Genomic DNA, 21319 nt, shown 5'->3' with positions numbered 1-21319 from the left:
GCAAGAAAATCCATTCATTGTGATCAAAGCGACACCAAGCTTCCCTCGCGTCAACTTCAACCTAGACCGCGCCACTTCGCATCGCCACACATCACACTTTTAAAATACAAATGATTACTGGCACTTGTGGCAAATCGCCCATCAGAAAAACCGCAATACCGGTGGATTATGAACGGTTTCCTCTGGTTGCCTATTTCCTGACCATACACGCCAATTAGGAATGAATTATTGAAATTGATACAATAACTTCAACATTTTCGCGGCAAAAATCAAAACCTAGGTTGTCCTCATCGTCTCTGAACACAGACGAACAACATAAGGACAACAGACAATGACACGTTTTTCCACACTCCTCTCTGGGGCCGTCGTCGCAACAATTTCCGCCTTCCCCGCTTTGGCTGAAGACAACGCAGCCGTAGCGGCAGCACTGGCAGAACTGGCGCAATACCAAGCGGCAGAAGCCCGCATCGAAAAGAACCTAAAAACATTCGACACACTGGACTTCGAAGTCTTTTCAAACCAGCAATGGGACCGCCTGCATGAAAGCCACGCACAGGATATCAAAGTGCACTGGCCGGATGGTCGGACGACCGATGGTATCGATGTTCATATCGATGACCTGAAAGCTTTCTTCACCTTTGCCCCTGACACCCGCATTGAAACGCACCCGATCCGCATCGGTCAGGGTGAGTGGACAGGTGTTGTTGGTGTGATTGAAGGCACGTTTTCGGAACCAATGCCTTTGGGTGACGGCAACTTCATTGAACCCACTGGCAAGGCATACAAGCTGACGATGGCCACCATTGGCCATTGGACCGAAGACGGCGTTATGGATGAGGAATATCTTTTCTGGGACAACAACGCGTTTTACAAACAAATCGGCCTGATCGAATAAGTCAAAAAGCCGGGGCACACCGCCCCGGCTTTCCTTTTTCCGCTTAGAAGGATTTGGTCAGAGACACCTTGAACGTCCGCCCCGGAGCTTTGCGGGACGAAGAAGACAGGTGACCGACATAGTCCAGATCTGCCACGTTCTCGATGCCCAGACGAACTTCGGTGCCATCCAGCAACGCGATTTCAGGGCGCCATGTGGTGCGCAGGTTATGAAGCGTGATGTCGGACAGATCGTTTCCGGAGGAGTCACGACGGTCGTCCGCGTGCACGATTTCCCAGCTCAGATCAACCTTGTCGTTCCACTTTTTGCCAATGGTCAGATTGACCCGATCAGCGGCCGTGTTGCGCCATGTGGCAGATGTGCCGTCAGGATTGTATTCTTTGCCTTCACCAAGATGGCCGGCCAGATCGAAATACAGCCCGCTCTGCATTCCATAAGACGCCTCAAGCTCAAGCCCTTTGGTCTCGACCCGTTCAAGTTCGGTCGCAGAAGAGCCTGACACGCTGTAGCTTGTGATGTCCCACAGGGTTGTCTGATAGACGTTGCCGCGAACCGTCAGATTATCGCCTTGTGCCACCAGATCGTTACGCGTGTATTCGGCGCCCAGTTCCAGTGTCCGCGACTTTTCGGACAGATCGATACGACGCTGGGCCGTTGTGCTTGTCCCGAGATCGTCAATGATCGGCAGGCCAACAGTGTAGGCCGCGCTGCCGAACACAGACAGCCCGTTGTTGAAGTCATAGGACAACGCCAGACCACCCATCACAGCATCATCGGTATAGGTGTCAGGATATGCGCCAAGGTCGGCAGCGGCCTTGATTGTCGACTTTTCATATCGAATGGCCGGAGTGATCGTGAAGTTGCCCATCTCCATTTCGTCGATCACATAAAGTGCCACGCGATCATCGGTACCACCTGGCGCGCTTGCTGCTGTGTTTTCGGCGCGCACACGGCGCTGCACTTCGACACCAGCCAGCAGATCATGATCGATTTGACCTGTATGGAACAACGACCGGTTCGAAACATTCAGTTTAGTCGTTTCATAGCGCAGCTCCGAATTCACCAGAGGTTCAAGGAATGCAAACGTCCCCGTGCCTTCAAACGGCGAAGATCCTGCGACATAGGATTGATCGATCAGCTGGTCCGAATAGGACAGGTTCGCGCGCAGGTCGATCAGGTCATTGCCGGGGTTATAGCGGTACTCCAACGTCGTCTGGGACGTGTCCGTCACGCGGTCCACATTCCCGAACATACCGCCGTCGGTCCCAAACTGGTCATATGGCACATCTTTGTCATCCGCGACGGTGCGCGAATGGCTAAGCGCGATCGAATGGGCGTCATCCTGACCGAATGTGAACTTACCCTTCGCCAGATAGGACGGTGTGTTAAACGCGCTATTTCCGATCTCGGACCCGTCACCAGCGGTCAGGTTGTCTTGATCACGGATGGTGTAGTTCAACAGAAACTCGGCCTTTTCCGTCGGCATCCACGCAAGGTTGGTCGAGCTAACCTTGGAATTGCCGTTCGAGCCGTATTCAAAGGTCTGCGAACCGGCGAAGCCCAGTTCACCGTTGGTGAAATCAGACGCATCCTTGGTTTCAAGCTTTACAACACCACCAACAATACCAGAGCCATAAGCAAAGCTACCGATCGTGCCGCGCAACACCTCGACCTCGCGGTACAGCATCGGGTCGGTGAACAGCTGCGTTCCGATCCGGTACAGTTCTTCGGACCCGACACTTGCACCATCAATCTGAACGGCGATCTTCTGGTCAGTTCCGAATGTCGTGTTCGCGCCGAAGCCACGGATGTTGATACCGGACCCTTGCGGTGTGGTGCCATTCACCAGCGTTACACCGGGAACGACGTCGATCAACTGGGCCACTGTGCTGGCCTGCCTGTCCTGAATTTCCTCTTCATCCACAACGGTACGCGACAAAGCGGTGCCAAAGCTGAGGTCGCGCTTGCCGACCGTCAAAATCAGCGTGCCCAGAAAACCGGGTTCTTCCTGTGCTGCGACCGGGGTCGCCAAAGACAAGCAAACAAGCGCGGTCGTTCCGCGCAAAAAATGAGTAAGCATAAACGCCATCCTTTTGCGTCGTAAGCCGTAGCTTGCACAGGCTGGCGCGGCAGTGAGTGAGTGATACAACGACAATCTTTGCCGTGACGGGTTGCAGCGTTAATATTACCCTAGTAATTTAGTCAAGTAACTTACGACAGCCACGCATCCTGATTGTTCAGACGCAGCTATCGGATCTCATTCGACTTCCGAGGACGCTTTATGAACAAGCCAACCACCTTCTCTCCTTCCGAAATCCGTGCATTTACTGCCGAGAATACGAAACTGCGCGCCCGCGATGCCGCCGACAAACTTGGCATCACAGAGGCGCAGCTGGTCGCTTCATCCGTGGGCCAAACGGCCACCAGAATCACAGCGCATCCCGACTTCATCATCCCCGCTGCCGAAACACTGGGCGATGTGATGGCACTCACGCGGGTCGAAGCCTGCGTGCACGAAAAGGTCGGCACCTACGGGAATTACCACAGTGGCGACCATGCCTCGATGACGCTGACCGAAAACATCGATCTGCGGATTTTCCCGTTGCATTGGGTGCATGCCTTTGCGGTAGAAACACCGTCAGAAAACGGACCGCGTCGTTCATTGCAGATTTTTGATGCCGCCGGAGACGCGGTTCACAAAATCCACCTTCGCGCCGCATCGAACCACGATCAGTGGGAAAAGATCGTCGCAGACCTGAAATCCGACGATCAGACGGACACGATTGCGCTGGACGTACGCAAACCAACAGAGCCCGCGAAATCGCGCTTGGACAAGCTGGATGTTCTGCGTGACGAATGGTCGAAGATGACGGACACGCATCAGTTTTTGCGTCTGTGCGCGAAACTGAAAATGAACCGCCTTGGCGCCTACCGGATCGTTGGCGCGCCTTTTGTGCGTCAACTGACCCCGTCTGCCGCTGACGCCATGCTTCACGCCGTTCAAGCCGCGGGGATCGAAGTGATGATTTTTGTCGGAAACCGCGGCTGCATCCAGATTCATACGGGCCCCGTCAAAACCCTGCGCCCCATGGGGCCTTGGCAGAACGTGATGGACCCCGGCTTTAACCTGCATTTGCGGTTGGACAAAGTGGCCGAGGTTTGGGCCGTTGAAAAACCGACGCAACGGGGACCAGCCGTTTCTGTCGAAGCCTTCGACGCCGAGGGCCGTTTGATCTTCCAAGTGTTCGGCGTCGGCAAAGAAGGCCGCGATTCACGTGCCGCGTGGGATGAAATCGTCTCGAACCTGCCTTCTGCAGAAGAGGTGCCGGCATGATCATGATCGCGCGAAAAAACAGACGGCTTCTGGCGGCTGCCACCCTTCTTTTCGGGTCACTGACCGCGTTTGAAGCCAATGCCACTGACGCCAAAGCAGATGTTCTAGCCCTTGGCGGGTCGGTGACAGAAATCGTGGTTGCACTAGGCCAACAGCATCGTCTTCTGGCCCGCGACACAACCTCGACCTATCCGCCCGAAATCACCGGCCTGCCCGATGTGGGTTACATCCGCGCGCTTTCGCCCGAAGGCGTACTGTCTGTTGGACCAAGTCTGATTATTTCCGAAGATGATGCTGGTCCGCCCGAAACCGTCGAGATCATCAAAGAGGCCGATGTGACCTTTGTTCAGGTGCCGGATGCGCTGACGACAGAGGGCATCTTGGACAAGATCACCATTGTTGGCGACGCGCTGGGCGTTCCGCACGTCGCGAATGTCCTTGCCGAAAATGTGCGGGCAAAGATGACTGCTGCCATTTCAGACGCCAACCGCCCTGAGGCCAGCAAGAAACGCGTGATGTTTGTGTTGTCCACGCAAGGTGGCAAAATCAACGCGTCCGGGACAGGCACAGCTGCGGATGCCATTATCCGCATGGCGGGCGGCGTGAATGCTGTGACCGAATACGAAGGTTACAAGCAGATCACAGACGAAGCCGTTGGCCTTGCTGCGCCGGATGTCATCCTGATGATGGATCGCGGTGATCACGGTGTGGCCAATGGCGAATTGTTCGCGATGTCGTCGATCCAGCTGACTCCAGCCGCGCGCACACAATCGGTGGTCCGGTTGAACGGCCTGCTGATGCTCGGCTTCGGCCCGCGCACGGCCGAGGCAATCCGCGCGTTGAACGCAGCGCTATATGCCAGCAATGACGGGGCATAAGGCATGACCGCTTTGTCCGACGTCATTGCCGCCCCCAAAGATCGCGTGCACCGCGCGCGGTCACTTCATTGGGTGCTTGCGTTGCTATTGGGTCTGGCCGCGCTGGCCAGTCTTGAGGTCGGGGCCACTGACGTTTCCCTGTCTGCGCTGTTGCTTAAACTCGTCCAAGGGCAAGAGCTGAGCCATATCGAGCAAATCGTTCTCTACGATATCCGCCTGCCCCGTCTGGCGATGGGTATCGTCGTCGGATCGGCGCTGGCGGTCTCTGGGGCAACCATGCAGGGGCTATTCAGAAATCCCTTGGCAGACCCTGGCATCGTTGGTGTCGGTGCTGGCGCTGGGCTTGGTGCGATTTTGTCGATCGTGCTGGGCGCCGTGCTGCCTGCTTCGATCTTGGCAGTAGCGGGTAATCATTTGACCTCTCTTGCCGCCTTTCTGGGCGGCTGGGGATCAACGCTGATCCTTTATCGCGTCTCGACACGCCACGGCAGGACGTCGGTTGCGACAATGCTTCTGGCGGGTATTGCGCTGGGGTCTTTGGCGGGGGCCGTGTCAGGTATTCTGGTGTATATGGCCGACGACCAGCAACTGCGCGACCTGACATTCTGGGGGATGGGTTCATTGGCTGGCGCCAGTTGGACCAAGGTTTTTGCCGCGGCCCCATTGATCCTTCTCTCAGTCGGGACAGCCTTATACCTCGGGCGCGGATTGAACGGCCTTGCGCTGGGCGAAGCGACGGCGGCGCACATCGGGATCGATGTGCAGAAAATGAAATCCATCACGATCCTCGCGGTTGCCGGCGCAACCGGTGCAGCCGTTGCCGTTTCCGGCGGGATCGGTTTTATCGGCATTGTCGTGCCCCACGTGCTGCGCCTTGCGTCAGGTCCCGATCACAGAACGCTGCTGTTGAACTCGGCGCTTTTGGGGGCAACGCTTCTGATCTTGGCCGATGTGATTGCCCGCGTCATCATCGCGCCCGCGGAACTGCCAATCGGGATCGTCACCGCAGTCCTTGGCGCGCCGGTGTTCTTGTGGATCCTTTTGAAACGGCGGGGTCTGGTTGAGCTATGACATTCCAAGCCGAAAACATCCGCGTTTCATACGGGAAAACCCAAGTGTTAAGGGACGTCAGCCTGACGGCTGATGCTGGTCAAGTCACGGCCATTGTCGGCCCCAATGGATCAGGCAAATCCACACTTTTGGGCGCAATGACAGCTTCGCTTCCCTATACTGGACGGGTGTCTATCAACAGCACCAACATCAAGGCGCTGAAACCCTGGGAACTGGCGTCGCAACGTGCTGTTCTTCCTCAGGCGTCGCGACTGGCCTTTCCCTTTACCGTGATCGAAGTGGTACGGATCGGGCATCAGGCGGGCAGCTCGGGGGATGATCCAGACGTCCCGATGAAGGCGCTCGCGCGTGTCGGGATGGCGCATTACGCCAATCGCACCTTTCAGGAACTCTCTGGTGGCGAGGCGCAGCGTGTCATGCTGGCCCGTGTGCTGGCTCAGGTCTGGGCGCCCGTTCTGAACGGCCAGCCACGCTGGCTCTTGCTGGACGAACCCGTCTCTAGTCTGGACATTGCGCATCAATTACAAGTCATGGAAATCGCGCGGGATTTCGCAAATGCGGGCGGCGGTGTCATTGCCGTCATGCATGACCTGAACCTAACCGCGCTTTTCGCTGATCGCGTGGCCGTCCTGTCTGGTGGCCAGAACATTGCCGAAGGCCCCACGACAGACGTTCTGAACGACGAAACCCTGTCACGCGCCTATGGTTGCACGCTGCGTGTGTCGGCGCTTCCATCAACCAAGGCACCTTTCATCCTGCCCCATACGGCAACCGCATAAACACATCATTTCAAGGAGTTACCGATGTATCTTGCCATGAACCGATTTACCGTTCCTCTGGAAAACGCGGCCGATTTCGAAGATCTTTGGCTGTCGCGCGAAAGCCGCCTGAACGAACTCGACGGCTTTGTCGCCTTTCATATGCTGAAAGGCCCTGAAGAGGACGGTAAGCTGCTTTATGCCTCGCACACCGTCTGGGAAACCGAAGACCACTTCCGTGCTTGGACCAAAAGCGATGCTTTCCGCGCATCCCATGCCCGTGCGGGCCAAACACGCAAACTGCACGAAGGTGCGCCGCGGTTTGAAGGTTTCAAATCCATCCAGTCGATCGCAGCTTTGCAACCAGCGTAAACAGCCGAAAACACCAATCATCATGGGGCCAGAGATCAAATCTTTGGCCCTTTTTCTTTTTCATGCTGCAATTCCATAATTTCCCGACAAATTAACTTGACTATTTTCATCGGAAACATTTACTCAAAGACAATACCCGACAAACATAGTCGGAAATAAAAACAACCAGTCCTAGCCACCATTGGAAGCCCGGATGTCGCAACCTAAGGAGATCACCGAATGACACCCGTGGTCGAACACACGTCCGAAGGCCCCTCAAACAGCCCGAACAGTTGGCGCGATTTGATCCAGTCAAACGCAGACGCCTCTGCCATCGAAGGCTTGGCACTTGAACAGCTGATCGATTTCCAACGCGCATCCAAAGGCGCATTCGGTCAGGAGAAGAAATCATGATGGCTACCATGATCAAACCTCAGGAAAACCAGCAGTCGACCAGCACCGCTGTGTATGATGCGCGCGACCTGATCACAGACGGCATCAAGGCAGAAATCCTGCTGGACGGCCAATCCTACACTCTGCGCATCACGCGCGCTGGCAAGCTGATCCTGACAAAATGACCCAGATGTCTGCAATTCCTGGAAACGCAGTTGTCGGTCGTCTGACCGAAGTCGCACCGTGGGAAGCCGATCTGATCATGTCGATGCGGCTTTGGATGGAAAACGCGGACGGGCAACGCGATGTGTGGAACAGCTATGCCCGCTGCTACGGTTCGGCCGAAGGCCACGCCAAGATGCAACAGTTCGAAACCCTTCTGACCTGCCTGTGTTCACATGCGCGCCGTCCGCTGGTGCGCCACGGACTTGGCTGTGACTGCATCGGTTCAGACGAAGCCGTTCTGCAAACACTTGTTCGCGAAGCGGCCCGTGGTGATCTTGCCGAGGCATCGATGATCGCAAGCCTTCTGGTGCCTGCGAGCCACGCCGAAATGGTTGCAATCTATGCGGCACAGGTCGGCCAAGCGATGAAGGAAATGTCGCGCCACTACAAGGCCGCGAAAACCATCACCCCCGCAACCAACGAACGCGTTCTGCACTAATCCCAGCCGGGCTGTTTTGCCCTTAGCGAGGTTTCAATGTCCAAAGTTCCCAGCCCCTGCATCAGCGTCTGCAAGTTCAAGCGCGACGGTCATTGTATTGGATGTTCCATGACCAAGGACCAAAAGGCGATTTCGAAAAAGCTTAAGAAAAACAAACAACGCCTTGCCTTTCTTGAACTTGTGATCGCCCAGCAGGAAGTCATGGGCCGCTACAAACACTGGACCGCCGCTTTTGCAAAACGCGCAGCCAAGAAGAAATTCAAACTCTCGCTGATCGAAGGCAATAAAGCCGCCTAAAGCAAAGCCCCCTGACAAGGATCGCCCCCATGCCCCGAACACTGCGCAGCACTCAGCAATCGGTACAACTGGACCAGACCAATCTGGCCCCTGTCAGCCCGTTGCTGGACCACCTGCGTCATGCGGCACGGGATGTTCGGTGCAAAAGTTATGTCGATCTGTTCGGGGCCTGTGCCGCGCTATCGGGCAATCACAACATCGCCTCGGCTGCAGCGGCCGATGTTTTGATGCGCTGCCTTTCACAAGCTCTGGGCCGCCGTCCGGTTCTGTACCGTCGCGGCGAAAGTGAAATGTCGTTTGACGAGAAATGGCTTGTCGCTTTGGCTGATGCCTTGCGCAACAAGGATCAGGCAAGTGCCACGTTTCTACTTCACTCCCGCGTGCCGATCCACGCGCGCAGAAATGTGGTGTTCCTACTGAACAATGTCGTTGACGGTTTTTATCGGAATTAGAAAGATTCTAAACTACCTTGTCGCCCTCTGACAAAGCTCCTAGATTAGTCGTGCAAGCAAGCCATTCGCCAGCCAGCTAACCAAACTTTGCAGGAGGCCAGGATGACCCAAACAGCACAATCCCTTTCCACAGACGCAACCACCCAGATCGCAGAAGCGCTGAACCAGTGTGTTGCGGAAACAGCCGTCACAACCATGCTCGCGCAGAACTTCCATTGGAATGTCACAGGCATGGCGTTTGGACCGCTGCACGACCTGTTCCAGAAAATCTACGAAGACCACTTCGTTGCTCAGGACGATCTGGCAGAACGTATCAAAGCGCTGGACGCGCACGCGGAAGGCACCCTTGCGGGCATGCTGAAGCGGTCAAAAGTGGCCGAAGTCGACGGTGTTCCCGAAGACAAAGAAATGATCCGCCTGATGAAAGAGGCACAGGAAACGCTGGCCGAAACACTGGCAGGCGCCGGTGAGCTTGCGGCTGAACACGGCGATACCCTGACAGAAGACCTGTGCATCGCGCGCGGCCAGACCCACGAAAAATTCGCGTGGTTCCTCCGGTCGCACCTTCGTTAAGGCACCGGTCACGAAAACCCGCTGCACAGCCCGATAAAATACAGAGTATTTTTATCAGGTATTGAATCCTGCTGCGCTGGATGGTAAATCTTTGCCATCCAGCTAAGCGACTCGCGTTCAGCCAGAAGACCGTCAGGGAATTCACAGGCTTAACCGATGTTCGTACAATTCGGGCGCACCGCCCTTACCTTTGCGCTGTTTTCAATCGCGACACCCGGTGTCGCTCAGGAAACGCAGCCCCCAAAAATCTCGATCGAATTGAACGCGCTTGATCCCGTGGATGGCACGTGCCGCATGAGCTTTGTCATCGAGAACGGGTTTGAAAGCGATATCGACAAAGCGGTGTACGAGGCCGTTTTATTCGACACTGACGGACGCGTCGCTCAGATGACTCTGTTTGATTTCGGCGCCCTGCCCGCGGCCCGCCCGCGCGTTCGGCAATTCGCTGTTCCTGGCCTGACGTGCACGTCGGTCGCCAGACTTTTGATCAACGGCACCGAAACCTGCGAAGCGTCGGCTTTGCCGGAAGACGCCTGCGCACGGTCATTGCATCTGACCAGCAGAACGACGGTTGAGGTCGCGGGATGATCAACCTTCTATTTGAAAGCCTGCAAAATATTCTGGATCTGGGCGGGCCTGTTGTTCTCCTGATGATCGGCCTGTCCGTTCTGGTCACGACCGTCAGTCTTTATAAATTCTGGCAATACGCCGCCAGTGGGGTTGGACGGCACGCGCATCTGAAATCCGCCGTCGAGGCATGGGATGTTGGCGACCGAAGTACAGCGCAGGCCGCTTTGTCCGCCTCGAAAAGCTATCTGGCGCCGGTCGTGCGTATGGCCATTGAAGGTCAGAAAGATACCCAGCGGCTTGAGGCGGAAAGCGAAACACGGTTTGCGAAACTGGAAAGCGGTTTCCGGCTGCTGGATTCCGTCGCGCAGCTTGCTCCGCTTTTGGGGCTGTTCGGCACCGTGCTTGGCATGATTTCGGCCTTTCAGGCGCTGCAAGAAGCCGGTTCTCAGGTCGACCCTTCCATTCTGGCCGGCGGCATCTGGGTGGCGCTGTTGACCACCGCTGTCGGCTTGGCCGTCGCCATGCCAACTGCGCTGATCCTAAGCTGGCTTGAATCCAGAATGGATCGCGAACGGGTCTTTGCACAAAAGGCGCTGCAAACCATCCTATCACCCGAAGGCGCGGCCCCTGCCCCAAACGTCGAATTGGCCCACGCGCATGCGTAAGCGACGGCTTAGACGTCGTCTGTCCATGACGTCCTTGATCGACGTGATCTTTCTGTTGCTGCTGTTTTTCATGCTGTCCTCAACCTTCAGCCGTTTTGCCGAGGTTGAGCTGGCCGCAGCGGGCAGCGGACAGGCATCGCACCCGACCACACCGGCGTTTCTTTCCTTGAAACCGGAAAGCCTAAGCTTGAACGGTGTGGTGACCGATTTCCAAGGCATCGGCCCCGCGCTGGTCGCGCTTCGAACCAACGAAGAGGAACTCACCCTCGTAATTTCACTGAAAACTGGCGTAACGGCGCAGCGGCTTACTGACGTCTTGGCCACCCTGCGCCCGTTGCCATCCCTGCGTGTCATGGTCTTGGGGGCTTCATGAGACGCAGGGATGCCCGAAAAGAACGTGAACCGACCATCGCGCTGATCAACATTGTGTTCCTGATGCTGATCTTCTTTCTGGTCGCTGGCACCATCGCGCCGCCGTTAGATACGGATCTGAAACTGGTGCGCACAGCCGACATAGACACCAGCGCGCTGTCCGACGCGTTGGTCGTGCACGAAAACGGCGACATGACGCACAAAGGCAAAGCTGTCACGTCTGCGGACAACTATATCGCCCCCCTCAAGGACGAGGCCCGCGCAACGGTGCGCATTATTCCTGACCGCAACCTGCCAGCTGAAACGCTCGTCCGGATCGGGCGCGAACTGCGCGCAGCTGGTGCTGGTCGCGTTCTGATCGTCACAGAAAGGGGGCTTTGATGGGCAAAGCAACCAAACTGGCCAAAATCACAGCATTGACCACCGCGCTTGCCGCGCACAGTGCCTTGGCGTTGGTGACACTGCCCAAGGAACATGCGTCGACCGAAGGCTCTGGCGGGATGGCCGAAGTCAAGCTTGGGACATCGTTTGAGGATTTGGTCACAGGTACGCTAACCGCCGACACCCCGACGCAAGCCCAATCAGTTGAGCCGGACCGCACCGAAGCTGCGTCTGTGGAACCGATACCACTGAGTGCCGCACAACAAACCAGAACCGCACACAACATACCATTGACGGCCGCACCATCGCCGGACGCCGTACTTGCTGCGCCCGCTTCGAAACAAACGCTGACCGCAACGGATGAATCCGTGAACCCGCCGGTCAAATCCGTTCGCCCGAAACAGCGCGAAATCCAGACAGCCAAAGCCGCAAAGCCGGTGCGCAAAAACCCCACGAACACGTCTAAGACCAAGGCGATTCACATGCCGGTAGGCAACGCGCAGAAGGATGCGGTCGCTGGTAAGGCGTCAGGTTCGGACAAAGGGAAGGCCAAAAAAAGCGGCCCCGGCACACAGAAATCCGCAGCCGGAAATGCAGCCCAAAGTAACTATGACGGCCTTGTCATGAACAGGATTGCGCGCGCCAAACGCAAAGAGGTCGATGCGCCCGGATCTGTGACGGTTTCATTTAAAATCAATAACAAAGGCGGGCTGTCTTCAGTGGCAATTGTCAAAAAATCAGGCTCAAACGCACTGGATCGCGCAGCCGTCAAACAAATCCAAAGGGCGGCACCGTTTCCCAAACCGCCAGCCGGAGCGCGCCAGTCATTCACCATCGTGATCAAGGGTATCTGAAATAATTCCGATTGTTTTAATTGGGTATTGTAATTCCTGAGTAAATAAATCAGACAAAGCCCATCGACCGCTGGGTAATACGTGTTTTCGTACGCATCCCAGCCAATAAGCCGGACGAAAAGGGACTTCCAGATGACACGCCTATTTATGACCACAACCGCGATTGCCTTGGGCCTCTCTGGTGCCGTGCAGGCGCAATCTGCGACCGACGTTTTAAACACATATGCCGATATTGCAGCCGCAAAATACGAAGACAGCCTGATCGCCGCGCGCACATTGGATGCCGCCTTAGACGCGCTGATCGCTGCGCCCTCGGCTGAAAATCTGCAAGCTGCCAAATCCGCCTGGCTTGCCGCCCGCGTTCCTTACCAACAGACCGAGGTTTTCCGTTTCGGCAACGCAATTGTTGATGATTGGGAAGGCAAGGTAAACGCGTGGCCGCTGGACGAAGGCCTGATCGATTACGTCGACACCGGCTATGGTGGTCCGACAGACGAAAACCAACTGGCCGCCCTGAACGTCGTCGCCAACCCGACATTTACCCTGTCCGGCACCGAGATCGACGCAACCAACATCACGCCAGCCCTGCTGGAAGAGCAACTGCACGAGGCTGATGGTGTCGAAGCGAACGTTGCGACCGGCTATCACGCAATTGAATTCCTGCTCTGGGGCCAAGACCTGAACGGCCATGGCGACGGTGCTGGTAACCGTTCGTGGACCGACTACGCCCAAGGCGACGACTGCACCAACGGCAACTGCGACCGCCGCGCCCAATATCTGGCCGCTGCAACCGATCTGCTGGTGTCCGATCTGGAATGGATCGCAGGTCAGTGGACAGCCGAAGGCGACGCGCGCGCCGCTCTGCTTGAAAACGAACAGGCCGGTCTTGCCGCGATGCTGACAGGCATGGGATCGCTGTCTTACGGTGAACAGGCTGGCGAACGTATGCGCCTTGGTCTGATGCTGAACGACCCCGAAGAAGAGCATGATTGCTTCTCGGACAACACGCACAACAGCCACTACTACGATGGCCTTGGCATCCAGAACGTCTATCTTGGCGAATACGTCCGCATCGACGGCACGCTGGTATCCGGCCCGTCGCTGAGCGATCTGGTCGCGGCCAAAGACAGCGCGCTTGACGCCGAAATGAAGACCAAGCTGTCCAACACCATGCTAGCGCTGGGACGCATCAAATCCGCAGCCGAGGCTGGGTTCTCGTATGACCAGATGCTGGAACGCGGCAACGCCGCTGGCGAGGCGCTGGTGATGGGCGGTGTGAACGGCCTGATCGACCAGACACAATCCATTGAACGCGTCGTTGCGACGCTGGAACTTGACCAGATCGAATTCGAAGGCTCTGACAGCCTCGACGATCCGTCGGCTGTTTTTCAATAAGCCGAACATCGGGGGGCGCTTTCGGGCGTCCCCTTTACTCATAGGGTAGCCATGACTTTTCTTCGCCAATCCCTTTTGTCCGCAGTCACACTTCTGACCCTGAGCCCGTTTGCCTTCGCCCAAGAAGGCGCTTCGACGCCATGGGCCGATCTGCGCGACATCCACCTGAACGTGACGCCGCGCACGGATGCCGAAAAGGCCCGCATCGCTGCCGTCACAGCCCTGCCTACAGATTTCAGCAAACCCTGGCCTTTCGAGGAAAACAGCGGCGGTGCCCAGACGGTGCGCGCCCGTGGCATCGCCGACGCATTTTCCCAACCCGCCGCTAACCTGAGCTTTCAGCAAGAGCTTGATTTCAAGGTCGGTAATGGGATGTTCAAACGGCTTTGGGTATCGCCGCCAGCATCCACCATTGCGTCTGATGGATTGGGCCCCTTGTATAACGCGCGATCCTGTCAGCGTTGCCACCTGAAAGACGGTCGCGGCCACACGCCCGAGGGGCCGGAAGACAGCGCAGTTTCCATGTTCCTTCGTATCTCGATCCCTGCCCCCAGCACGGATGAGATCACCCGCTATATCGCAGGCACGCATCCAACCGCCCCCGATCCGTTCTATGGCACCCAGTTGCAAGACCTCAGCCTGCCCGGCCATGCGCCCGAAGCAAGAATGGACATCACATACGAGACGATCGAGGTCCCCTTATCTGGCGGAGAAACCGCTGAACTTCGAAGCCCGACGTATAAAGCCGCCGATCTTGGCTATGGGCCGCTCCATCCCGATGCGATGCTGTCGCCCCGCGTTGCACCCCAGATGATCGGCATGGGTTTGTTAGAAGCAATCCCTGCCGAAGACATCCTAAGCTGGGCCGATCCGGACGACCTGAATGGCGACGGGATTTCGGGCAACCCGCAGATTGTTTGGTCTCGCCTTTACGATCAGCCGATGCTGGGCCGTTTCGGGTTCAAGGCGGGTAACGCCAATATGGTGGAACAAACCGCCAGCGCCTTTGCCGGTGACATCGGCATTTCCAGCCCTCTGTTCCCTAATGCGTTTGGCGAATGCACCGCGTCTCAGGTCGATTGCCTGTCTGCGGTTCACGGCGAGAATGCCGAACAGGACGGCTTTGAAATTGACCAGACCGGGCTGGATCTCGTGACCTTTTACAGCCGGTCGCTGGGCGTCCCTGCACGCCGCAACGTGGACGACCCCATTGTTTTGCAAGGCCGAAAGGTGTTTTTCGACAGTGGATGCGCAGCGTGCCACCGCCCCAATTACGTGACCCATCGGTTGGAGGACGGCAATGCTGCCAGTTTCCAGCTGATTTGGCCCTACACCGATCTTTTGCTTCATGACATGGGCGAAGGTTTGGCAGACAATCGCCCCGAAGGCCGTGCGAATGGTCGGGAGTGGCGAACAGCGCCGCTTTGGGGGATCGGGATGACGGAAACAGTGTCAGGTCATACACAGTTCCTACACGATGGCCGTGCACGTTCCTTGCTGGAAGCGATCCTTTGGCACGGTGGCGAGGCACAAGCCTCCCGTGACAGCGTGGTCAATATGGACCCGCCCGACAGACATGCTCTGATCACCTATCTGGAGAGCCTATGAAAACCCCCTTTGCCACTCTGGCGTTCTGCGCTCTGGCCCTGCCCGCAGTTGCGGATGTGAACGACGTTCTGGATCAGCACATCCTGCCGTATTTTCACGGCTTCGCCGTGGCGACCGACACTTTGGCCGACCAAGCGTCAGAGACCTGCGACCCCGCGCTTTTGAAACCGGCCTATACCGACGCGTTCAATGCGTGGATGGCAATCGGCGATTTGCGTATCGGCCCGTCAGAGTCCGGTGCGCTGTCGATCTATTTCTGGCCAGACAAACGCGGCTTCACGCCACGCACCCTGACGCGACTGATCGACGAAAAAGACCCCGTTGTTCAGGACGCCACAGCCTATTCCGAGGTATCAATTGCCGCGCGTGGGTTCTTTGCGCTTGAACAGATGCTGTACGATCCGGCGTTCGCCGACTACGGAGCCGACAGCTATAGCTGCGCCCTGACGGCGGCGATCACAGCAGATTTGGCCGCGCAGGCCAAAACGCTGGCTGATGCATGGGCCAAAGAATTCGTAGTGACAATCCGCACGGCAGGCCAGCCAGGCAACACCACCTATCTGTCCGAGGATGAAGCCCTGCGCGCCGTCTACACGCAAATCCTGTCCTCGTTGGAATTCACAAGTGTTCAGCGCCTCGGCCAACCATTGGGAACGTTCGACCGACCCCGCCCTGCCCGTGCCGAAGCGCGCCGGTCCGAGCGGAGCCTAAAGAACGTATTGCTCGCTTCAGAGAGCGCATACGCCATGGCCGGACATCTGGCAGATTGGGACATCCCACATACAGACGCCGCCATGTCACGACTGCGCGACGCCGCGACCCGTATCGAAGACCCCGCATTTCAGGACATCACTGATCCGTCCGCCCGCTTCCGGCTTGAAGCGCTGCAAATCGCTGTTCAGGACCTGAAAACTGCGATCGAGGGCGAAATCGGAGGGCATCTGGGGATCGGTGCAGGTTTCAATTCGCAAGACGGGGACTAAGGCATGACCACCAGACGCGGGTTCATTGCATCTCTGTTGGCAGCCAGCGCTACGCCAACGATTGGCTGGGCTGACGTTGGCAACCCCAGCTACATTGCGGCCGCGCGTGTTCCGGATGGGACGTTTGCGTTGTTCGGTATTGCGGGCGATGGCACCACAAGATTCCAAGTGCCTCTGCCTGCGCGGGGCCATGCCGGTGCAGGCCATCCCCATCGCGCCGAAGCCGTCGCCTTTGCCCGTCGTCCCGGCAGCTTTGCCTTGGTCATCGATTGCTTCACCGGTCAGGTCCTGCACGAACTGACGCCACCAGAGGGGCGCCAGTTCAACGGGCATGGCGTGTTTATCGACGACGGTGCCGTTTTGCTGACCAGCGAACAGACCAGTTCCGACAGTCAGGGCATTATCGGTGTTTGGGATGTGGCCGCCGGCTACAAACGTATGCATGAAATGCCGACGTTCGGCATCGGACCGCACGACGTGCATTTGATGCCGGATAGACAAACGCTGGTTATTGCCAATGGCGGGATCGCGACGGACCCATCGAACCGGACGAAACTGAACATTCCGACCATGCGACCGAACCTGACGTATCTGGCCCTGGACGGAAGTATCCGGGATCAACTTGAACTGGAACCGGACCTATCAAAGAACTCAATCCGCCATTTGGCCTTACGCGCCGACGGGCTGGTCGGTTTTGCGATGCAATGGCAGGGTGAAAGGGATATGGCGCTTCCCCTGTTGGGGCTTCATCGCATGGGTGCGGCACCGGTTTTGGCATCGGCCCCGCTGGCCGACGAATTGGTCATGCAAGGCTACGCAGGAAGCGTTGCCTTTTCCGGCGCGAACCAATCCGAAATCGCGATCACCTCGCCCCTCGGCGGCCGCATTCATCGGTTCGACGACAAAGGCGTCTTTCTGGGTTCGGTGTCGCGCACAGATGTCTGTGGGTTGGCACCGATGACAGGTGGCTTTCTGGCCAGCGACGGATTGGGCGGTTTGATCGCTGTCAGCGATGGCAAACCCCACGCACTCGCCCGCGAAAACTGCGCGTGGGACAACCATATCGTGACCTTGTAAGCCAGGATTAAATCCCGTCGTCAAAGGGCTGGAAGCTGGCCGAACTCGAGCGGCGCCAGCGCATCAGATAGCCTAAGCGCTCGTCATCCTCGCGCAGCAAAAATCCTTCCGGCATGTAGGGATACACCTCGTCCCCTGTTTGCATGTCGCGGTGCGTCACGCGGACCAACAAATGGCGCGGAAGGAACCCGCTGGGATGCGATAGCCCAGCCGAGCCTGTCATATCGCCAAGTGCTTTCAGCGTGTTGCGGTGGAAGTTGGCCACACGCTGTGCCTTATCTGGAACGACCAGCGCCTTTTGGCGGGTTTTGTCCTGTGTTGCGACACCTGTCGGGCAATGGTTGGTGTGACAGGCCTGCGCTTGAATGCAGCCCACGGCAAACATAAATCCGCGCGCCGAGTTGCACCAATCCGCCCCAAGCGCCAGCGTGCGGGCAATATCAAAGGCGTGGATAAGCTTGCCCGACGCCCCGATACGGATCTGGTCACGCAGACCGACACCGCGCAGGGTGTTGTGCACGAATGTCAGCCCTTCAACCAAGGGCATCCCCATGTGGTTTGCGAACTCAAGTGGCGCAGCGCCCGTGCCGCCTTCCTTACCGTCCACCACGATAAAATCCGGTGTAATCCCCGTTTCCAGCATGGCGCGCACGATGCACATGAATTCGCGTCGATGGCCGATGCACAGCTTAAATCCGACAGGTTTTCCGCCGGACAAATAACGTAACTTGGCAATGAACTCCATCATCTCAAGCGGCGTATTGAAGGCCGAATGAGAGGCCGGCGACATGCAATCCTTGCCCATCGGAATGCCACGCGCCTCTGCAATTTCCGGCGTGATCTTGGCCGCAGGCAACATGCCGCCCTGCCCCGGTTTCGCACCTTGGCTCAGCTTGATTTCGATCATCTTGACCTGGTCAGACGCTGCGGTTTCCGCGAATTTTTTGGGATCAAAATTTCCGTTTTCGTCGCGGCATCCAAAGTATCCGGTCCCGACCTCGAATATCAGATCACCACCGCCTTCACGGTGATAGCGACTGATCCCACCTTCACCGGTGTCATGGGCAAAGCCGCCGATCTTGGCACCTTTGTTCAACGCCGAAATGGCATTTGCCGACAGTGAGCCAAAGCTCATGGCGGAAATGTTGTAAACCGAAGCATTGTAGGGCTTTTTACAATCCGGCCCGCCAATCAGAACGCGAAAATCGGTATCCTTGATTTTCTTCGGCTGAATCGAATGCGTCAGCCATTGATAGCCGCTTTCGTAAACCTTCATCTTGGTACCAAAGGGGCGTTTGTCTTCGACGTTCTTTGCGCGTTGATACACAATCGCCCGGGAGTCGCGCGAAAAAGGTACCTCTTCGTTATCCGCCTCAATCAGGTATTGGCGGATTTCTGGCCGGATCATTTCAAAGAAATACCGCACGTGCCCCAGGATCGGATAGTTGCGCAACACCGCGTGTCGGGTCTGATAAATATCCCATATCCCCAACAGCATAATCGCAGCGAAAACCAGCATCGGCCAAAGCGGCCAGATATCGGCAAAGTAGGCAATCCACGACACAAAGAACCCTGCTGTCACCAACAACAGGGGCCAATAGCGAAGTGCGGGAAAATTCATCAGGCCACCCTGTAATTTGCGTCATCTTCAGGCGATGACGTCAGATATTGTACCAATTCACGCACTCGTTCAGCATTAGACGCCGCGCAGTTCATATCCTTGCTTAAACGGTTGTTTTCAAAACCGATACGCATTTTAGCCCCCATACCATGGGCTGCCAGCAAGCAATCCGTTTCCCACCGGCCAAAGGCGCACACAGCCCAGTCGATTTCGGGCAATTCGCGGTTCATCATCGAAACGGGTGCCATCAAGTTATCCGGATGGGCCAATTGGCCGGTTGTATAGCGGCCAAGTACCAACAGACCTTTAAGATCAGGCTGTGGCACCACATCGTCGCGCACCAGACGGGCCAGATGCATGACGTCTTCGGTGTCGTAAAGTATGTGCTGAACACCGATACCGGCATCCACGCATTCGTGATAAAAGCGATGCATATCGGCGTCGGTCGCGTCCGCCATAATCTCGCGCAGCGCGATCGAGACCGCCTTGGGCTGCACATCTTTGACCAGCGCCATTTGCTCGGCAGTCGTGTATCGTCCCAATGCCTCGGTCGTGATCTGCGTATAAAAGCCCGGCAGGCTTTGCGCCATTTCGGCAATCAGTTCTTTGTATAGCCCAGCGTCCAGCACGTGTTGCTGACCTTCGTCACGCACATGGGCATGAAGGCCGTCAGCGCCAGCCTGCGCACACTCCTGTGCCGTTTCCACAATCTGGGCAATCGTGACAGGCACGGCTGTATGGTCTTTCTTGGTCAGGCGCGCGCCGTTTGGCGCGACCATAATCCTTGGCAGCGGTGTCATGCAGCCAACGCCCCCGTGATCGCGCCCGAAAGCTTGGTCACCACTTCGTCGATCTGCGCGTCTTCGATGATGAAGGGCGGCGCCAACAGAATGTGGTCGCCGTTAACACCGTCAATCGTGCCCCCCATCGGGTAACAAATCAGACCAGCCTCAAAGGCATTCGCCTTGATCTTGGCATGTAGCTTTCGTGCAGGATCAAAAGGTTTCTTGGTTTCCCGGTCTTCCACCAATTCGACCCCGCGGAACAGGCCGCGACCACGGATGTCACCCACGTGCGGGTGCTGGCCGAATTCAGCGCGCAATGCTGCGTCCAGCTTGTCACCTTGTTCGCGCACACGCGACAGAAGGTTGTTTCCTTCGATTTCATCCAGAACCGCGTTGGCCGCCGCTGCCGCCATGGCGTGCCCCATATATGTATGACCGTGCTGGAAGAAGCCGGAGCCAGATGCCACCGCATCATAGATTTTGCCTTGAACCAGAAGCGCGCCGATCGGCTGGTACCCAGCGCCCAGCCCCTTGGCGATGGTGATCATGTCTGGCGCAACGCCATCTTCCAGACAGGCAAACAAATGCCCTGTCCGGCCCATGCCGCACATAACCTCATCCAAGAGCAGCAAGATGCCATACTGATCACAGATGTCGCGAATACGCTTTAGATAACCGGCCACAGCGGGAACAGCGCCCGCCGTCGCTCCTACAACCGGTTCGGCCACAAAGGCCATGACGCTTTCCGGTCCGAGACGCAGAATTTCCGCCTCGAGTTCGTTTGCAGAACGCAGACCGTAGTCTTCAAGGCTCTCCCCATCACGACGCTCGCGGTATTCATAGCATGGCGAAATATGCGAGGTCTCAACCAACAACGGAGCAAACTGCGCGCGCCGCCATTCGTTGCCACCTGCCGCCAAAGCGCCCAGCGTATTGCCGTGATAGCTCTGACGCCGCGCAATCACGCGATGGCGTTCTGGCTGACCAATTTCCATGAAGTACTGACGCGCCAGTTTCAGCGCCGCTTCAACCGCCTCTGATCCACCGGACACCAGATACACACGATCAATGCCCTCAGGTGCCGCCGCCACCAGACGATCCGCCAGTTTTTCAGCGGCGTCCGAGGTAAAGAACCCTGTGTGCGCAAAGGCCAATTGATCCAACTGATCATGCAACGCCGCCCGAACATGCGCGTTCGAATGCCCAAGGCACGACACAGCCGCGCCCCCTGACCCGTCGAAATAGCGTTTTCCTGATGAATCGATCAGATAACAGCCGTCGCCCGCAACGGCTGTTGGCAGCTGTCCCTTAGTGGAACGGCCGAAGATATGGTTGGGCATTG

At 57.1% G+C, this 21319-nt stretch carries 25 protein-coding genes; 21 read left to right on the top strand and 4 right to left on the bottom strand.

Features of this window, described 5'->3' with window-relative positions:
• Positions 1-331: 331 nt before the first annotated feature.
• A complete protein-coding gene (locus tag C4S59_RS07160; RefSeq protein WP_103909789.1) occupies positions 332-895 on the top strand; it encodes an ester cyclase in 564 nt (187 codons plus the stop codon).
• 43 nt (positions 896-938) lie between these two features.
• Here the strand turns inward: C4S59_RS07160 and C4S59_RS07155 are convergent, their stop codons facing one another.
• Positions 939-2975, bottom strand: coding sequence for a TonB-dependent receptor domain-containing protein (locus C4S59_RS07155; protein WP_103909788.1), 2037 nt, complete (start codon positions 2973-2975; stop codon positions 939-941).
• A 201-nt stretch (positions 2976-3176) separates the two neighbouring features.
• Between C4S59_RS07155 and C4S59_RS07150 the strand changes: the two genes are divergently transcribed.
• The 20 genes from C4S59_RS07150 (at position 3177) to C4S59_RS07060 (ending at position 17571) form a co-directional block, all read left to right on the top strand.
• Positions 3177-4229 (top strand): hemin-degrading factor, encoded by a 1053-nt coding sequence (locus C4S59_RS07150; protein WP_103909787.1) that lies wholly within the window; start codon positions 3177-3179, stop codon positions 4227-4229.
• Positions 4226-5107: a heme/hemin ABC transporter substrate-binding protein gene (locus tag C4S59_RS07145; protein WP_234994704.1), complete on the top strand. Its 882-nt coding sequence runs from the start codon at positions 4226-4228 to the stop codon at positions 5105-5107. Before C4S59_RS07150 ends, C4S59_RS07145 begins: the two co-directional genes overlap by 4 nt.
• A gap of 3 nt (positions 5108-5110) precedes the next feature.
• On the top strand, positions 5111-6178 hold the full coding sequence (locus C4S59_RS07140; RefSeq protein WP_103909786.1) for a FecCD family ABC transporter permease: 1068 nt from the start codon (positions 5111-5113) through the stop codon (positions 6176-6178).
• Positions 6175-6957, top strand: coding sequence for a heme ABC transporter ATP-binding protein (locus tag C4S59_RS07135; RefSeq protein ID WP_103909785.1), 783 nt, complete (start codon positions 6175-6177; stop codon positions 6955-6957). The genes C4S59_RS07140 and C4S59_RS07135 overlap by 4 nt, the downstream gene beginning before the upstream one ends.
• Before the next feature lie 24 nt (positions 6958-6981).
• Positions 6982-7308 carry an antibiotic biosynthesis monooxygenase family protein gene (locus C4S59_RS07130; protein WP_103909784.1) on the top strand — a complete coding sequence of 109 codons (327 nt, stop codon included), beginning with the start codon at positions 6982-6984 and terminating at the stop codon, positions 7306-7308.
• Between the two features lie 219 nt (positions 7309-7527).
• Entirely contained in the window at positions 7528-7701 is a 174-nt protein-coding gene (locus C4S59_RS19580) for a hypothetical protein (protein ID WP_160006777.1), read from the top strand.
• A complete protein-coding gene (gene hemP, locus C4S59_RS07125) occupies positions 7701-7865 on the top strand; it encodes a hemin uptake protein HemP (protein ID WP_103910310.1) in 165 nt (54 codons plus the stop codon). The genes C4S59_RS19580 and hemP overlap by 1 nt, the downstream gene beginning before the upstream one ends.
• Positions 7866-7870: 5 nt before the next feature.
• The gene (locus C4S59_RS07120) at positions 7871-8344 is read left to right on the top strand and encodes a hypothetical protein (RefSeq protein ID WP_146064513.1); all 474 of its coding nucleotides are present in this window, start codon (positions 7871-7873) and stop codon (positions 8342-8344) included.
• A gap of 36 nt (positions 8345-8380) precedes the next feature.
• Positions 8381-8641 carry a DUF1289 domain-containing protein gene (locus tag C4S59_RS07115; protein ID WP_103909782.1) on the top strand — a complete coding sequence of 87 codons (261 nt, stop codon included), beginning with the start codon at positions 8381-8383 and terminating at the stop codon, positions 8639-8641.
• 29 nt (positions 8642-8670) lie between these two features.
• Complete coding sequence (locus C4S59_RS07110; RefSeq protein WP_103909781.1) at positions 8671-9093, top strand: hypothetical protein; 423 nt, start codon at positions 8671-8673, stop codon at positions 9091-9093.
• Positions 9094-9195: 102 nt separating this feature from the next.
• Complete coding sequence (locus C4S59_RS07105; protein WP_103909780.1) at positions 9196-9666, top strand: Dps family protein; 471 nt, start codon at positions 9196-9198, stop codon at positions 9664-9666.
• A 156-nt stretch (positions 9667-9822) separates the two neighbouring features.
• Positions 9823-10254, top strand: a complete 432-nt coding sequence (locus C4S59_RS07100) for a hypothetical protein (RefSeq protein ID WP_103909779.1) — start codon at positions 9823-9825, stop codon at positions 10252-10254.
• Positions 10251-10901, top strand: coding sequence for a MotA/TolQ/ExbB proton channel family protein (locus C4S59_RS07095; RefSeq protein ID WP_103909778.1), 651 nt, complete (start codon positions 10251-10253; stop codon positions 10899-10901). The genes C4S59_RS07100 and C4S59_RS07095 overlap by 4 nt, the downstream gene beginning before the upstream one ends.
• Positions 10894-11274 carry an ExbD/TolR family protein gene (locus C4S59_RS07090; protein WP_103909777.1) on the top strand — a complete coding sequence of 127 codons (381 nt, stop codon included), beginning with the start codon at positions 10894-10896 and terminating at the stop codon, positions 11272-11274. The genes C4S59_RS07095 and C4S59_RS07090 overlap by 8 nt, the downstream gene beginning before the upstream one ends.
• Positions 11271-11654, top strand: coding sequence for an ExbD/TolR family protein (locus C4S59_RS07085; protein WP_103909776.1), 384 nt, complete (start codon positions 11271-11273; stop codon positions 11652-11654). The genes C4S59_RS07090 and C4S59_RS07085 overlap by 4 nt, the downstream gene beginning before the upstream one ends.
• The gene (locus C4S59_RS07080) at positions 11654-12508 is read left to right on the top strand and encodes a cell envelope integrity protein TolA (protein ID WP_103909775.1); all 855 of its coding nucleotides are present in this window, start codon (positions 11654-11656) and stop codon (positions 12506-12508) included. Before C4S59_RS07085 ends, C4S59_RS07080 begins: the two co-directional genes overlap by 1 nt.
• A gap of 132 nt (positions 12509-12640) precedes the next feature.
• Positions 12641-13903, top strand: a complete 1263-nt coding sequence (locus C4S59_RS07075; RefSeq protein WP_103909774.1) for an imelysin family protein — start codon at positions 12641-12643, stop codon at positions 13901-13903.
• 51 nt (positions 13904-13954) lie between these two features.
• The gene (locus C4S59_RS07070) at positions 13955-15511 is read left to right on the top strand and encodes a di-heme oxidoreductase family protein (protein ID WP_103909773.1); all 1557 of its coding nucleotides are present in this window, start codon (positions 13955-13957) and stop codon (positions 15509-15511) included.
• Positions 15508-16494, top strand: coding sequence for an imelysin family protein (locus tag C4S59_RS07065; protein WP_103909772.1), 987 nt, complete (start codon positions 15508-15510; stop codon positions 16492-16494). Before C4S59_RS07070 ends, C4S59_RS07065 begins: the two co-directional genes overlap by 4 nt.
• 3 nt (positions 16495-16497) lie before the next feature.
• Positions 16498-17571 carry a DUF1513 domain-containing protein gene (locus C4S59_RS07060; protein ID WP_103909771.1) on the top strand — a complete coding sequence of 358 codons (1074 nt, stop codon included), beginning with the start codon at positions 16498-16500 and terminating at the stop codon, positions 17569-17571.
• Positions 17572-17578: 7 nt separating this feature from the next.
• Here the strand turns inward: C4S59_RS07060 and C4S59_RS07055 are convergent, their stop codons facing one another.
• From C4S59_RS07055 to C4S59_RS07045, 3 genes are read right to left on the bottom strand one after another with little or no spacing between them, the layout of a single operon-like run.
• Positions 17579-19192 carry an FMN-binding glutamate synthase family protein gene (locus tag C4S59_RS07055; protein WP_103909770.1) on the bottom strand — a complete coding sequence of 538 codons (1614 nt, stop codon included), beginning with the start codon at positions 19190-19192 and terminating at the stop codon, positions 17579-17581.
• The gene (locus C4S59_RS07050) at positions 19192-19992 is read right to left on the bottom strand and encodes a BKACE family enzyme (protein ID WP_103909769.1); all 801 of its coding nucleotides are present in this window, start codon (positions 19990-19992) and stop codon (positions 19192-19194) included. Before C4S59_RS07050 ends, C4S59_RS07055 begins: the two co-directional genes overlap by 1 nt.
• Positions 19989-21317: an aspartate aminotransferase family protein gene (locus C4S59_RS07045; RefSeq protein ID WP_103909768.1), complete on the bottom strand. Its 1329-nt coding sequence runs from the start codon at positions 21315-21317 to the stop codon at positions 19989-19991. Before C4S59_RS07045 ends, C4S59_RS07050 begins: the two co-directional genes overlap by 4 nt.
• Positions 21318-21319 lie beyond the last annotated feature (2 nt).

This window comes from Thalassococcus halodurans, assembly GCF_900108225.1.
Taxonomy (GTDB): Bacteria; Pseudomonadota; Alphaproteobacteria; order Rhodobacterales; family Rhodobacteraceae; genus Thalassococcus; species Thalassococcus halodurans.
Note: the sequence above shows the minus strand (reverse complement) of the source record. Positions and strands in the feature narration are given on the sequence as shown.

Bases quoted from the DNA above. Each gene is read 5' to 3' on its own strand.
- C4S59_RS07160 (WP_103909789.1), top strand. From the start codon at position 332: ATGACACGTTTTTCCACACTCCTCTCTGGGGCCGTCGTCGCAACAATT.
- C4S59_RS07155 (WP_103909788.1), bottom strand. From the start codon at position 2,975: ATGCTTACTCATTTTTTGCGCGGAACGACCGCGCTTGTTTGCTTGTCT.
- C4S59_RS07150 (WP_103909787.1), top strand. From the start codon at position 3,177: ATGAACAAGCCAACCACCTTCTCTCCTTCCGAAATCCGTGCATTTACT.
- C4S59_RS07145 (WP_234994704.1), top strand. From the start codon at position 4,226: ATGATCATGATCGCGCGAAAAAACAGACGGCTTCTGGCGGCTGCCACC.
- C4S59_RS07140 (WP_103909786.1), top strand. From the start codon at position 5,111: ATGACCGCTTTGTCCGACGTCATTGCCGCCCCCAAAGATCGCGTGCAC.
- C4S59_RS07135 (WP_103909785.1), top strand. From the start codon at position 6,175: ATGACATTCCAAGCCGAAAACATCCGCGTTTCATACGGGAAAACCCAA.
- C4S59_RS07130 (WP_103909784.1), top strand. From the start codon at position 6,982: ATGTATCTTGCCATGAACCGATTTACCGTTCCTCTGGAAAACGCGGCC.
- C4S59_RS19580 (WP_160006777.1), top strand. From the start codon at position 7,528: ATGACACCCGTGGTCGAACACACGTCCGAAGGCCCCTCAAACAGCCCG.
- hemP (WP_103910310.1), top strand. From the start codon at position 7,701: ATGGCTACCATGATCAAACCTCAGGAAAACCAGCAGTCGACCAGCACC.
- C4S59_RS07120 (WP_146064513.1), top strand. From the start codon at position 7,871: ATGTCTGCAATTCCTGGAAACGCAGTTGTCGGTCGTCTGACCGAAGTC.
- C4S59_RS07115 (WP_103909782.1), top strand. From the start codon at position 8,381: ATGTCCAAAGTTCCCAGCCCCTGCATCAGCGTCTGCAAGTTCAAGCGC.
- C4S59_RS07110 (WP_103909781.1), top strand. From the start codon at position 8,671: ATGCCCCGAACACTGCGCAGCACTCAGCAATCGGTACAACTGGACCAG.
- C4S59_RS07105 (WP_103909780.1), top strand. From the start codon at position 9,196: ATGACCCAAACAGCACAATCCCTTTCCACAGACGCAACCACCCAGATC.
- C4S59_RS07100 (WP_103909779.1), top strand. From the start codon at position 9,823: ATGTTCGTACAATTCGGGCGCACCGCCCTTACCTTTGCGCTGTTTTCA.
- C4S59_RS07095 (WP_103909778.1), top strand. From the start codon at position 10,251: ATGATCAACCTTCTATTTGAAAGCCTGCAAAATATTCTGGATCTGGGC.
- C4S59_RS07090 (WP_103909777.1), top strand. From the start codon at position 10,894: ATGCGTAAGCGACGGCTTAGACGTCGTCTGTCCATGACGTCCTTGATC.
- C4S59_RS07085 (WP_103909776.1), top strand. From the start codon at position 11,271: ATGAGACGCAGGGATGCCCGAAAAGAACGTGAACCGACCATCGCGCTG.
- C4S59_RS07080 (WP_103909775.1), top strand. From the start codon at position 11,654: ATGGGCAAAGCAACCAAACTGGCCAAAATCACAGCATTGACCACCGCG.
- C4S59_RS07075 (WP_103909774.1), top strand. From the start codon at position 12,641: ATGACACGCCTATTTATGACCACAACCGCGATTGCCTTGGGCCTCTCT.
- C4S59_RS07070 (WP_103909773.1), top strand. From the start codon at position 13,955: ATGACTTTTCTTCGCCAATCCCTTTTGTCCGCAGTCACACTTCTGACC.
- C4S59_RS07065 (WP_103909772.1), top strand. From the start codon at position 15,508: ATGAAAACCCCCTTTGCCACTCTGGCGTTCTGCGCTCTGGCCCTGCCC.
- C4S59_RS07060 (WP_103909771.1), top strand. From the start codon at position 16,498: ATGACCACCAGACGCGGGTTCATTGCATCTCTGTTGGCAGCCAGCGCT.
- C4S59_RS07055 (WP_103909770.1), bottom strand. From the start codon at position 19,192: ATGAATTTTCCCGCACTTCGCTATTGGCCCCTGTTGTTGGTGACAGCA.
- C4S59_RS07050 (WP_103909769.1), bottom strand. From the start codon at position 19,992: ATGACACCGCTGCCAAGGATTATGGTCGCGCCAAACGGCGCGCGCCTG.
- C4S59_RS07045 (WP_103909768.1), bottom strand. From the start codon at position 21,317: ATGCCCAACCATATCTTCGGCCGTTCCACTAAGGGACAGCTGCCAACA.